Below are 13,236 nucleotides of genomic sequence, written 5' to 3'. Positions count from 1 at the left end.
AAAATACATCACTGTTTCCCTAAAAAAGAAAGCGGTTACACCATAAGTGATATTCTGGGGAAGTTATGTCAGTTCAACCCCTCACTTTTTTTCAGGCGAGGGGTTTTTATTGTTTTAAAAGCAGCTGAATTGGATGAGAATTTTACTTTTACTCCGTTCGCTGAACTAGAGGGTTTATAACCCTAGGTTCCCTTAAATTCACAAAAACGCATGGAGGAGACACAAAAAATGAATATTGAAAAACTTGTCCTTGATTTTTTAGCGAAGCATCCTGGGGCTAGTGCAAAACAAATTATAAACGATTGCTATTGCTACTTTAAAAACCATCAGGAAAAAGAGGAAACTTTCCATTCAATTGTTAGTAAGAAGCTTCGAGTTTTAAAGAAGCATAACAAAATCTATAATAAGTCCAATTCATGGTATTTGCTAAATCAAAAAATAAATTGATTGTCTTTATCTTAAGAAAAAAGATCTCTATAGAAGCTAATTGATAAGGAGTGGTAATCATGACAAAAGAAGAAAATCAACGATTATTTAAAGAGGCAATGGGCAATTATCCGACTGGGGTTACGATCGTAACTGCAACAGATATCGATGGTAAACCAGTGGGATTAACAGTTAACTCCTTTGCATCAGTATCGTTAAATCCACTTATGGTTCTTTGGTCGATTGACCATAAAGTATCAACCATTAAGACGTTTATAGAAGAGGGGAAATTTGCCGTTCATATTCTCGCTGGTGATCAACAAGAGCTTTGCATGACTTTCGCAAGTAAAAATGTAGATAGATTTAGCACCGTCAAATGGAATTTTTCTGAACATCAATTACCAATTATTGATGGAGCGTTTGCTGTCCTTGAGTGTAAAACATTTAGGACGGTAGAAGCCGGAGATCATACCATTTTAATTGGCGAAGTGATAGATATCCAAATCGATAAAAAAGAGCCTATGCTATATCATCGAAGAAAATTTGGACCCATCCCAGCGGAGTTTTATTCTCAAGCATAATAAAAAGGAAAAATGAAAATTCAAGCATGAATCTACTATAAACGACTGGGGGATTTATCATGACTAAAATAAATATTGTTGACGTTGTTAATGAAAGTAAATTTAATCGTTTTCACCTTGGATTATTATTTTGGAGCTGTTTTATTATTTTGTTTGATAGTTATGATCTAGTCGTATACGGCTCGGTCTTACCTGTACTTATCAAGGAATGGTCCTTAACACCTATCGAGGCTGGAGCTATTGGCAGTTACGGATTTTTTGGAATGATGATTGGTGCCATATTGTTTGGAATTTTAGCGGACCGTTACGGAAGGAAAAAAGTTCTCCTTGCAAGTGTAGTACTCTTTAGCATCTTTATGTTTTTATGCGCATTTGCTCCTAACCCAACAAGTTTCTCCATTTTTCGATTTATTGGCGGATTAGGGATTGGTGGTGTTATGCCAAATGCGCTTGCCTTATTGACAGATTATGCACCTAAGACAAAGCGAAACATCATGATATCGATCGCCCTTTGCTGCTTTCCTATAGGTGGTATGTTAGCAGCTTTTTTAGCTATCTACCTTTTACCGACAATGGGTTGGGAAAGTGTTTACTGGGTAGCAGCGATTCCACTTTTGTTTATTCCGGTTATGATAAAACATTTTCATGATTCACCCGCGAGCCTTTTGGTAAAAGGTCGGAAAGATGAGCTAAAACAAATCCTTTCAAAAATGAATACTCAAGTTTCATTTCCTCCAAATACGGAATTTGATTCCATAATTGAAGAAAAAGACCCTGGTTTACCTGTTGTAGAATTGTTTAAAAACAAACGGGCATTAGCTACTTGTATGATTTGGATTGCTTTTTTTATGTGTTTGCTGATGATTAATGGGTTAACTATTTGGCTACCTAATATGATGGTAAATGCCGGCTATGCCCTGGGTTCTAGTTTAAGCTTTTTAGTTATTTTAAATGTAGGTGCAATTATAGGTACATTAATTCTAGGAAATCTTGCAGATAAACGGGGTACTAAAAAAGTGCTCATTCCCATGTTTGTCATTTCGGCCATTTGCCTGACTCTTCTTGGTTTCAAAACTAACATGGTCATTCTATCTATCCTAGTTGGTATCACAGGTGCGTGCACGATAGGGTCTCAAAGCATCGGTTACTCCTTCGTATCACAATATTATCCGCCTTTTATACGAGCTACAGGCATAGGTTTCGCTTCTGCTGTTGGAAGAATAGGTGCAATCATAGGACCAACATACGGAGGGATCTTAGTATCACTTAGTCTGCCTGTCCATATGAATTTTATTTCGTTTGCCATACCAGGTATCATAGCGGCCATCGCATTTTCATTTGTCCCTTTAAAACTTACTTTAGTACACAATCCTGCGAAAATTCTAACTATGCAAGAACCTCGTTAATTCCAAAAACGCAAGCGTTAACAAAATGGCATTAGAAGTACTGTCGGCATCACATACTTGAAGCCGACACCCCTAAAATAATGATGGAGGTGGATTTAATGGCTAGATTACCAATTGTGAAAGAAGAGGATTTGTCAAAAGAATTGCAGCATCTTTTAAAATTATCAAAGGAACGGGGCCCACCTAAACAAACACTATATTATTTCATGTCACATTCCCCGGAAGTTACGACAAAAGTTGGTCATCTATGGAATACAGCATTTTTCGAAGGTATCGTTGAACACACGCTAAAAGAATATGTTCGTCTACGAATCGTATTTCATTATGGCTGCCCATTCTGAAGTGGAGAGCGTTCTGCTTGGGCCAAGCAGATGGATGTAACTGAAGAAAAAATTAGTAAAATAATGGATCGTGACCCGGAGATTTTTACAAAAAAGGATTTATTAGCTCTTTGTTTCAGTGATTTTCTCTTGCAGGATTATGAAGACAACGAAGACGAGGATAAGTTATTCCAGGAACTTCTTGAAGAGTTTCGTATGAAGAAATCGTTGAACTAGGAACATTTATCTTTTTTTGTGAAGGATTTATTCCACTTACTCATTATATGGAAATATAAATTCGACCTTGATAATCTGCGCATTAGGTAATAGTACACACTCCAACGAAAATCCTAACAATGGGAAATAAAGCTGATGGAAGGCGGATTAAAAACATATCCATCCTAACTGCATGTGTCACTTTGGCTTCGTTTTCGATGATAATGATAGGTTTATTGTATGAGCCTTAAACCAAATCATCTTATGATGAGGACACTGGACCATCAAATGTTAGAGAAAGCCATGCAAGGTCGAGGACTAACTAATCGGTAACAAAAACAATCTTTTTTCTATTCTATTCATTTTAGAGGGAGGTTTTACAATGCCAAAGGATATTATCATTGAAGTAGAAGCTCATTCCTTAGAAAATTTAAAGAAAAAAGCTTTCGCAAAGATTACTCAGCCCGAAGAAGATACATTTACTATCTATTGTGACGAAGATAAGGATGTTGGCGGAGATGGTACAGCGGCGCCTCCGCTTTCCATTTTTACTAGTGCAGTAGCATTTTGTTTATTGACACAAGTGACTAGGTACGCATCAATGTTAAAGATTCCAGTGAATGATGCAAAGGTTAACATTCGAAGTGTATTTAAGGTAGAAGGATCGGCATTAAAGGGAAATATCAAGGGGAATTGTGAAGGCTTTCAAATTGATTTATTGATTGAATCGAATGCTTCCAATGAAGCAGTAAAAAAATTGATAAAAACGGCACATAATGCTTGTTTTCTAGAAAGTACTTTAGCTAATCCAGTAAAAATTGAAGTAAGAAACTATTTAAATGGAGATGTAGTAAGCATTTAACAGGGCCGGCTACATGTAATCCTTCACGGTGAATCTGTAAGCGTCAAATAGCCCCTTATCCCAAAATCGGGATAAGGGATTTTATCCTGAAGATTTTATTATCTTGAAGTTTTCAAACTCTCTGACATATTCCTCTATTATCATAATGAAGTATTTTAATTGTCGAATATCTAATAGAATAGATCGTCCCTCCATAAAACAATATTATAATATAATATTACCCAATTTAGAGATTACATCACTGTTTTATCGAAAAAAAGGAAGCGATTACATTAAAAGTGACATTCTGGGGAAAGTAAGGCAGTTCAATCCCTCACTTTTCAAGCGAGGGGTTTTTATTCTATTTCTTTTGATGAAAAATACTATAAATCCCCCGCATTTCAACACCCACTCCTATTCAATTAGGTCTGCTAGGTACTTAAGGCAAATCTCCCCATAATTCACAAAAACACACAATGAGGTGACAGAAAAATGAGTATCGAAAAGTGTGTCATTGATTTTTTAGAGAAGCATCCTGGGGCTAGTGCAAACCAAATTATAAATGATTTCAATCAATACTATAAAACACCTAAGAGAAAAGAAAAAACTTTAAATTCAATTGTTAGTAAAAAGCTGCGAGTCTTAAAGAAACATACTTAGTTACCGTACACTTTCTATTTCTACAATACCCGATTCAATTCATCTTTAATAGAATTTAACAAGATTGGATTAACGTAAAGTGACACGATTTCTAAATCATCGACTCTGACAATAAAGATTTATATTAAAAAAATATAAATCATGAATAAAATAGATATTTTACAAATTGTCATAATTTAAATAATATTAAGTCAATTAGATATTCTTATTTGTTTAAAAGGAGCAAAAAACATGACTAATAAAGAGGAAACTATTACTTTACCAAAAAAACCAAACTTTCAAAGTCCGCCGTTAATCAAAAAACAAACACCACGATGCCCGCCAATGGTAGATATAAAAAGTGCAGAGGAATTGATCCCTTATTTAGATGCAGTAGCAAAACGACCTTATAATCATGGCTTACATGCAGGGTGGGACCTCAAGCCTGGTGAACGAGTGCTCCTACGCGTCGATAACTGGCATGATCCAATGGTGATTGATGCCTGTAAGCGCATACTTGAAAAATACAATACAAAATATGAAGTGAAGTACGTTGATAAAGGCCCAATTGTTAAATGGAAGGGACATAACGAAGTTGAATATTATTTAGCTCGTACGAAAGAGCTGGCTGAATGGATGGATGAATGGGAGCAATTAGAGAAGGATGATAAATACGACAAGATTCTATGGGGATATGGAGGTCCGGTTTTACGAGCTGCAAACGTAAAGATTCAACGGATGCCATTTATTACACCTGAACTTACTGCCAGCCCGGCTCATACGATTCCATATGAAATAATCGAAGCATTAGATAAATGGACATGGGATCGAATCCGCAATGCCCGCAGGATTCACATTAAAGATCCAGAGGGAACGGATTTAAGCTATACCAATCATGATGAGTATTGGGATGCAAAACGAGAATTTTTAAATCCGGATTTGGTAGCTAAATTTTGGGCTGGTAATGAAGAATTTGGAAGAACAAACCTGCCAGGACACGTATTAGGCCGACCATGGTTGTATCTACCAAAAGAAGATGCAACGGGTTATATTGCAGGGACAACCAACCATATCGGACCTGTTCCTTGGATTGGGATGAAGGTAGATAATGGGAAAATAACGGAAATCCATGAGGGTGGAGAATTTGGAGATAAACTCCGTAAATTAAAAGTGGAAACAGATCACCTGCAATATCCTGGTTTTCCAGATAAAGGACTTTTCCGGTGGTGGGAGGCTTCCATTGGGACGAACCCGCATATTCACCGTCCAAGAAAAGGCTTTCTCACTGGCTGGTTAAACTGCCTGTATGAGCGGATGCGCAGTGGGGTGATTCATATCGGTTTTGGAACGATCATTTCAAGCGCAGCTGAGCGAGAGGCAGCCAAAATGGGATTGCCTGTTGGTCATTGGCATGTCCATCTGTATTTTCCAACTGTCACATGTGAAATGATTGGCGGAGGAACGGAAACCATTATCCAGGATGGGCATTTGCTGGCATTGGATGATCCAGAGATTCGTAAAATTGCTGCCAAATTTGGAGATCCAGATCTATTATTAGCCGAGTCATGGATTCCTGCCGTACCTGGTCTGAACATGACAGGAGACTACTGGAAACATTATGCGGATGATCCTGAAAAATGGGTGCTTGCGGAATTAAATATTTGTGAAAACTATCATCCTATGTTTATGAGTATGGTCGGAGCAGATCCAAAGTATTGTAATAATCCGTTATGGAAGGTGCCAAATACGCATGATTCATGCTCATGCGGAGGGCATCACGTTTAAATAAGATTCAATTATTAAATAAGAAGGTTTTTATCGGGTAGCTTCAATAAGCAGCTACCCCATTTTACCTATTGGTTACAGGTCTTTAGTAATAGACTCCATGTGCTATACGATAAATCTCTTTTTAACTTAATCTTCGCCTAAAACAATTCTAAGGTGAGGAACTATCACAAAAAATGAGGGGGAAAATGAGTGAAAGCAAAATCTGAATTAAGAGTTGCCATTATTGGAGGCGGGATTGGTGGTGCTGCAGCTGCGGTAGCTTTACGACGTGAAGGCATACGTGCAGAACTATATGAGCAAGCACCAGTGATAAAAGAGGTTGGAGCAGGTGTTGGTATGCGTCCGCCATCCGTGCACTTCTTCAAAAATTGGGGAATTTTTGAAGAACTGAAGCGAAAAAGTTTGAAAAGTGACTTTATGCAAGTGGTATTAGCTAATGGGCATGTCTTAGTGAATGAAAGATGGCCGCTTCTAACTGACAACCCTGATGAAACATGGGCAAGATTAATTCATCGAGCCGACTTAATCGAGACTTTTTTGAATCAATTACCACCCGACTCTATTCATTTAAGTCACAGGTTAGAGTCGATTATCGATCATGGAAATCATGCTGAAATTCATTTTGAAAACGGACATTCGATTGAAGCGGATTTAGTGATTGGAGCAGATGGTATTCGTTCTACTATCCGTTCACAGTTATTTAGTGATACAAAGCCTATTTATTCTGGAACTCATGCCTATCGAGCTGTTGTCGATAATAAAGAGGCATTTGAATTAGTTCCTGATAACTCATTTAAAGTTTTCGTGGATGGTAGTACTCAAATATATGTTTTACCGTTACACCATAGAAATCAAGTTTCCTTTGATGTTACTTTACAATCCCCAGATCCAGCTTGGAGACCAATAGTAGAGAAAAAAGACATTTTAAAACACTTACTAAACTTTGATGCTAATATCCAGAAGACGGCAGAAAGTGTTGAAGAGTACACTTGCCGCTCCATTTATGATATAGATTCAATAGACTGTTGGCATTCAAATTGTATAACACTGCTTGGCGATGCTGCGCATGCCATGCAACATCATACAGGTCAAGGTGCAAATAGTGCTATACAAGATGCAGGCGTTTTGGCTGAAGCTTTACGTGAAGCTGAATCCATTGCAGAAGCGTTACAAAACTATCAGTCACGCAGAAAACCAGTAACAGATCGCTATCAAAAATTATCTCGAATGGCACCAACACAAGAAGATGCTGAACCTGCATTCCTGGAAAAAGACAACTTAGAAAAAGCATGAGACTGAGCATCTGAATAGGAAAAGTGGAAGCTTTTTACCGGGCGGCTTTTATAAAAGCTGCCAAGGTCCACTAAATTGAAACTAGCAATCTTTAAAAATTGCGTGATTCTTCAGAAAGGAGAGGGGAGATTATGATGGCTTTACTTTCGCAAGCGATTGTATTTTTAATTATCGTCCTGGGTACTATAAAAATCTATCATTTAATTTTTTCAGTCCGCAAAGAGCTTTCCTGTACAACTGCTATGATGGCTGCCATGATGATGGGATCCATGACAGGACTATTAACGGGCACTGTCCTAGCTTTTAATCTTAGCTTCTCTATAAATACGCTGGTTGCTTTGATTATAGGAGTAGGGATTGGGATTATTATAGGAATTCCTTTTAACACAATGGCTGTTCTGGACGGCATGATGGCCGGGGTTATGGGTGGTGTGATGGGAGCGATGCTGGGTGCAATGCTAATGCCCAATTTTATTATGATCTTAAGCATCATTTTAATCGCTATTTTTATATTTTCTATCAGTCTCCTTATTAAAACGATTAAACAGGAAACAGGCAGTTTAAAAGAAACTGAACCTAATGGAGGACGTATAAATACCTTATCCATTCTCACTGCCTTTATCACTGTGGCTTTATGTACAATCATTTTGGCAGGTTCCTTTTATAAGATCCAACCTAACCTATCAAATACCAATCAAAACCAACCAGAACATCATCATATGACACATTAAACTATTGATATCTTTCCTATTTATGCTAGATATAAAAGGGACATACGAAACTTGAATACTGAATTATCTTTTTATTTAGAATAGTAAGAAAAGTTTTTGACTTTGGTATAACAATATTATAATATGTTGTTAGCAGCTTAGAGATTAGAGTAACCTCTTTTTAAAAGTAAGCGATTACAAGTGGGGAAGTGGCGTTTTGAGAAAGGTAAGGCAGTTCAATCAGTAGGGTTAAGAAAATTTGTTTGGGGGGATGGGAGGAAAGATGATGACTGCAAATGCCTTAAACAGCACCGTATTGGGAAACACGGTTTCTGTAGGTAAACCGATCATTGAGGTACGTAATCTCGAGCAAAAATTTAAGACAACTTCTGGCAATACCGTTGTGGCTCTCGATAATGTTAATGTAAGTATTGGCAATACTGAATTCCTTGCTGTTCTCGGGCCAAGTGGTTGTGGTAAAAGTACATTGATGCAGATTATGGCGGGATTAGTTAAACCGACGTCAGGAGATGTACTATTAAAGGGGAACCATGTCAAGGGTCCAAATCGTGACATTGGCATCGTGTTTCAACGACCAGCACTTTTTCCCTGGAGATTGGTAGTAGACAATGTCATGTTGAGCGCCGAAGTACTAGGTATGGATAAATCTCAAGCGAAAGTACGAGCACAAGAATTACTGGAATTAGTAGGTTTGGGTGATGCAGGGAAACTATATCCGTACGAATTATCCGGCGGGATGCAGCAACGTGTTAGTATTGCCCGTGCTCTTATGCACGACCCTGAGATTCTATTCATGGATGAGCCGTTTGGCGCTTTGGATGCTTTAACACGAGAAACAATGGGATTAGAGCTTTTGCGCATTTGGGAGATGAAACGCAAAACAGTTGTGTTCATTACTCACAGTGTGAATGAGGCACTTTTCTTAGCAGATCGTGTAGTAGTAATGTCAGCTCGCCCAGGAAGAGTGGCAGAGGATTTCAAAGTGGACCTTCCACGTCCTCGAGGTCTTGACGTTATGTCAACACCAGGTTTCAATGAGGCAGCCGGGCATCTTCGCCATTTGCTTGGTGCGACCATAGGGGACTAATATGAAAATGAGAAACTATAATCATTTGAAAATTTGATTCTGGGATGTTTTATGAGAGGAGAAATGACATTGGAAAAACCCTTAACAGTAAACACTCAAAGAAAATCTTCTGCTTTGAAATCTCGTAGTTGGCGCCCAGATTATTTATTAATTCCTGCCGTGTTTGTAGCCTTTATCATTGTGTGGGACTTGTTTATTACTATTTTTAACATTCGCTCAGTGATTCTCCCTAGGCCATTAGAAGTGTGGCAGTCGTTTATTAGTGGATTAAATCCAGAAAGTCCTCTAAACTATTATGTCCATATCCTTAATACACTTTATGAAGTACTTGCAGGATACGTAGCTGGAGCGATTGTTGGGATCATCCTTGCTTTATTGTTATCGCAAATTCCACTGCTTGAACGCGTATTCAAACCTTTTATTGTGGCATTTCAAAGTATCCCTAAAATTGCGATTGCACCACTAATCATCATCTGGTTTGGTTTCGGGATAGGTTCAAAAATTGCGCTCGTTATCCTAATTGTCTTTTTCCCAGTTCTAGTAAATGGTTTAAGCGGTTTCAAATCTGTGGAACCAGAGCGCTTAGCCGTGATGCGTTCGCTTGGTGCTTCACAATGGAAAATATTTACCAAGCTCGTGTTTCCCGGATCGCTGCCATTCTTGTTTGCCGGTCTTGAAGTTGCGTTAGTTCAAGCAATGACAGCAGCTATTGTGGCGGAGTTTCTTGCGGGGCGTGAAGGTCTAGGGGTGCTTATCATCCAAATGGAACAAGTGATGAATACTGGCGGCATCTTTGGTGTACTAGTTGTTCTTGCCATACTTGGCTGGATTCTAACAATGATCCTGAACTTAACACGTAAAAAATTAGTATTCTGGTCTGATGCAGAGCGAAGTAAAAAATAAAGTGACGATAAACAAGTTGTAAGACGCAAAAAGGGTATGGATTTATCACTGGATATTAGGGGGAATTGATGTGTTGAAAATTCTGAATTTTAAAAATTCAATGTTGTCTGCTCTGTTGCTGGGAGTCTTATTAGTAATTAGTGCTTGTTCTGGAACAGATAATGGATCATCCGGCAAAGGGTCATCAGAAAAGGCCACAGTTTCTGAAAATAAAGCGAAAGATAAACTTACAGTTGCTATTCCGTTTGCATTAGGTGTACCAAGCGGAATACCGCTGTGGCTTGGCGACGCCTTAGGTTATTTTAAAGATGAAGGGTTAGACGTTGAGGTGGTATCGTTAGTTGGAAAACCGTCAGAGGCGGTAGGACTAGTCGTTGCTGGCAAGGCTGATGTAGCCATTACTCAACCTGACGCCCTCGTTTATCCTATAGCAGCTGGAAAGGATCAAGGCTTAACTTGGATTTTCACCCCTTATCAAAAACCGATTTTTGGAATTGCGGTAAAAGAATCAAGTGATATTTCGTCTCCGAAACAACTTGAACATAAAACAGTTGGGATGACTGCCTTAGGGGCTCCATTTGAGACTTTTATGAAGGTAAATGTAACGGCAGATGGAGGGAATCCTTCAAGTATTGATCCTGTTGCGATTGGCAGCAGTGCAGCAGCAATGCAGGCTTTAGGAAAAGGAGATATTGATGCCTTTGTTGGAAATCAAGGTGACTTGGCTACTGCCGCTCTAGTAACTGGAACAAAAACAAAATTATTACCTTTCCCTTCTGCAGTGGAAGAAGGCTTTGCTGCTGGATTTGTAATGCGAAAGGATACTGATAAGACGAAACGAGATGCAATTGCCCGCTATATTCGGTCAGCTGTAAAAACAGCGATCTTCGCACAAGAAAATCCGGATAAGGCTGTGGAATTAAACTGGGAGAAGTATCCTGCATCTAAGCCAACTGATAAATCGGAAGAGCAGGCTTTAAAAGAAGCTAAAGTATCGTTAGGAGTAACAGCAAATAATTATAGACCGTCTGCTGATGGGAAATGGGGTTATATCTCTGAAGAACGCTGGAAGAAGTTTGTAGAAGCTAACGGCTTATCAGAAAAAATACCTGACGTGACAAAACTTTATGATTACTCACTTCTCGACACGATCAACTCTTTTAATGAAAAAGAGGTAAGGGAACAAGCTAAAAGCAAGTAGTGGTAAATAAATAGGATATTTTTAAGATGAAGTTAATTTGGTCAAATTCGTATCGACTTAAATGGAGGTGGGTTTAATGGCAAGATTGCCAATGGTGAAAGTGGAGGATATGTCAGAAGACATTCAGCATCTTTTAAAATTATCAAAGGAACGCGGCGCACCAAAACAAACTCTTTATTATTTCATGTCACACGCCCAGGAAGTTACAAAGAGCGTTGGAAACCTTTGGAATACTGCCTTTTTCGAAGGTGTTGTTGAACACACGCTAAAAGAGTATGTTCGTCTCCGAATTGCCTTTCATTATGGCTGCCCTTTTTGAAGTGGGGAGCGTTCTGCTTGGGCCAAGCAGATGGGTGTAACGGAAGAAAAAATTAGTAAAATAATGGATCGTGATCCAGAAATTTTTACAAAAAGAGATTTATTAGCTTTGCGTTTCAGTGATGTTCTCTTGCAGAATTATGAAGACAACGAAGACAAAGATCAGTTTTTTCAAGAACTGATCGAAGAGTTTTCCCACGAAGAAATAGTTGAACTAGGATCCTTTATCGCTTTTTGTGTAGGTTTTATTCCACTCGCTCATTTTATGGAAATTTAAAATCTAATAAAGTAAGATACTTCGAATAAGGAAGATTCAAACACCTTATTCGAAGTATTTATTTTTTAAAACTCTCAAAATGATAAACTAATTTTTCCGTCTTTGATCCTTCTAGGCTGTGGAACTATTAAATATTAGGAGGTTTTACAATGCAAGATCATGTACAAGAAAAAAGTTCAGGTGTTGTTCGTACTGTTCTTGGACCAGTGCCAGCTCAAGAATTAGGTGTCGTTCTGATTCATGAATCACTTCTATCTGTTGTACCTGGAGCTGAGTTTGCTCCTGAGATTGAAATGGACCGGAGTGAGATCTTTGAGGTATTAAAACGGAAACTATCTGATTTCCGTCGTAATGGAGGAAAAACGATTGTAGATAATAGTGGGATGTTCCATGGTCGTGATGTAAAACTTTACGAAACACTTTCAAAAGCAACAGGTGTACATATTGTAGCATCAACCGGTTTAGGGCCAGAACCCATGTTAAGTGGCTATTTTATTACGCCACAAAAAAATCCGCCTACACCGTGGTCAGCAGAACAATTTGCTGATTTGTTCGCTAAAGAGGTGACAGAAGGAATCGTTGTACCACGTATTGAACGTTCTGGTCTAGCAGGCATAGTGACGTCAATCGCAAGTAAAAGTGGTATTTCAGAAAAAGAAACAAATCTTTTCCGTGGTTCGGCACAAACAGCCCTCGCAACAGGAGTGCCTATATCCGTCCAATACGGTGCAGATGCAGTAAATGATCTGGAAATTTTATTAGGTGAAGGCATTGAATCAAACCGTGTCATTATCGGAGGACTTGACCGTATCGATGCTGTCCGCCGAAAAGAAGCATTTGCTGTTGCAGGACACGGCGCGTATGTTGCACTCGATCATGTTGGTTGGTCTACACCTTAAGGTTACATAAATGATACTGACCGTGCTCAGTTAATTGTAGACCTATTCGAAAAAGGTCTTGGTGAGCGTGTCTTGATTTCAACGAATGCAGTTGGCTGTGCGAAAGGTCATGCAGCAAAAGATCTTGACTTCAATTACTTACTAACAAAATTCGTACCAATCTTGCGCATTGTAGGTGTGACGAATGAGCAAATTCGGACTTTATTAGAAGAAAACCCGCAACGTGTCCTAACTATTGAGGCTTCAGTAGCGGCAGAAAAAGAATCCGTTGTGGCAGCAGAGAAAAAATAAAGGTGAGGAGTGAATAAAA

General features: G+C 38.6%; 15 protein-coding genes and 1 pseudogene. All 16 read left to right on the top strand.

The genetic code is table 11. From position 1 onward, the window contains the following. Positions 1-228 precede the first annotated feature (228 nt). The 16 genes and pseudogenes from AC3ANL_RS14010 to AC3ANL_RS13935 all read left to right on the top strand — a co-directional run bounded on the left by AC3ANL_RS14010 (position 229) and on the right by AC3ANL_RS13935 (position 13,217). Positions 229-447, top strand: a complete 219-nt coding sequence (locus tag AC3ANL_RS14010; protein ID WP_488325054.1) for a hypothetical protein — start codon at positions 229-231, stop codon at positions 445-447. Positions 448-506: 59 nt separating this feature from the next. Continuing rightward, positions 507-1,007, top strand: a complete 501-nt coding sequence (locus tag AC3ANL_RS14005; protein ID WP_488325053.1) for a flavin reductase family protein — start codon at positions 507-509, stop codon at positions 1,005-1,007. A 59-nt stretch (positions 1,008-1,066) separates the two neighbouring features. Beyond that, a complete protein-coding gene (locus tag AC3ANL_RS14000) occupies positions 1,067-2,413 on the top strand; it encodes an MFS transporter (protein WP_488325052.1) in 1,347 nt (448 codons plus the stop codon). 98 nt (positions 2,414-2,511) lie between these two features. Then, positions 2,512-2,754 carry a hypothetical protein gene (locus AC3ANL_RS13995; protein WP_488325051.1) on the top strand — a complete coding sequence of 81 codons (243 nt, stop codon included), beginning with the start codon at positions 2,512-2,514 and terminating at the stop codon, positions 2,752-2,754. Between the two features lie 30 nt (positions 2,755-2,784). After that, positions 2,785-2,970 (top strand): hypothetical protein, encoded by a 186-nt coding sequence (locus AC3ANL_RS13990; protein WP_488325050.1) that lies wholly within the window; start codon positions 2,785-2,787, stop codon positions 2,968-2,970. 361 nt (positions 2,971-3,331) lie between these two features. Continuing rightward, positions 3,332-3,811, top strand: coding sequence for an OsmC-related (seleno)protein (locus tag AC3ANL_RS13985; protein ID WP_488325049.1), 480 nt, complete (start codon positions 3,332-3,334; stop codon positions 3,809-3,811). Positions 3,812-4,282: 471 nt separating this feature from the next. After that, a complete protein-coding gene (locus tag AC3ANL_RS13980) occupies positions 4,283-4,450 on the top strand; it encodes a hypothetical protein (protein ID WP_488325048.1) in 168 nt (55 codons plus the stop codon). 231 nt (positions 4,451-4,681) lie between these two features. Beyond that, positions 4,682-6,214 carry a M29 family metallopeptidase gene (locus AC3ANL_RS13975; protein ID WP_488325047.1) on the top strand — a complete coding sequence of 511 codons (1,533 nt, stop codon included), beginning with the start codon at positions 4,682-4,684 and terminating at the stop codon, positions 6,212-6,214. A 192-nt stretch (positions 6,215-6,406) separates the two neighbouring features. Continuing rightward, positions 6,407-7,510, top strand: coding sequence for an FAD-dependent oxidoreductase (locus AC3ANL_RS13970; protein WP_488325046.1), 1,104 nt, complete (start codon positions 6,407-6,409; stop codon positions 7,508-7,510). 131 nt (positions 7,511-7,641) lie between these two features. Further along, positions 7,642-8,241, top strand: coding sequence for a hypothetical protein (locus tag AC3ANL_RS13965; protein WP_488325045.1), 600 nt, complete (start codon positions 7,642-7,644; stop codon positions 8,239-8,241). Between the two features lie 262 nt (positions 8,242-8,503). Then, positions 8,504-9,328 (top strand): ABC transporter ATP-binding protein, encoded by an 825-nt coding sequence (locus tag AC3ANL_RS13960; protein WP_488325044.1) that lies wholly within the window; start codon positions 8,504-8,506, stop codon positions 9,326-9,328. A 69-nt stretch (positions 9,329-9,397) separates the two neighbouring features. Continuing rightward, positions 9,398-10,231 carry an ABC transporter permease gene (locus tag AC3ANL_RS13955; RefSeq protein ID WP_488325043.1) on the top strand — a complete coding sequence of 278 codons (834 nt, stop codon included), beginning with the start codon at positions 9,398-9,400 and terminating at the stop codon, positions 10,229-10,231. Between the two features lie 70 nt (positions 10,232-10,301). Then, a complete protein-coding gene (locus AC3ANL_RS13950; protein WP_488325042.1) occupies positions 10,302-11,432 on the top strand; it encodes an ABC transporter substrate-binding protein in 1,131 nt (376 codons plus the stop codon). A 76-nt stretch (positions 11,433-11,508) separates the two neighbouring features. Further along, the gene (locus AC3ANL_RS13945; RefSeq protein ID WP_488325041.1) at positions 11,509-11,751 is read left to right on the top strand and encodes a hypothetical protein; all 243 of its coding nucleotides are present in this window, start codon (positions 11,509-11,511) and stop codon (positions 11,749-11,751) included. 30 nt (positions 11,752-11,781) lie between these two features. Then, on the top strand, positions 11,782-12,027 hold the full coding sequence (locus AC3ANL_RS13940; protein ID WP_488325040.1) for a carboxymuconolactone decarboxylase family protein: 246 nt from the start codon (positions 11,782-11,784) through the stop codon (positions 12,025-12,027). A gap of 149 nt (positions 12,028-12,176) precedes the next feature. Beyond that, positions 12,177-13,217 (top strand): annotated as a pseudogene (locus AC3ANL_RS13935) (phosphotriesterase family protein). Positions 13,218-13,236: the final 19 nt, after the last annotated feature.

This window comes from Neobacillus sp. DHD-1R (assembly GCF_057747995.1).
Note: the sequence above shows the minus strand (reverse complement) of the source record. Positions and strands in the feature narration are given on the sequence as shown.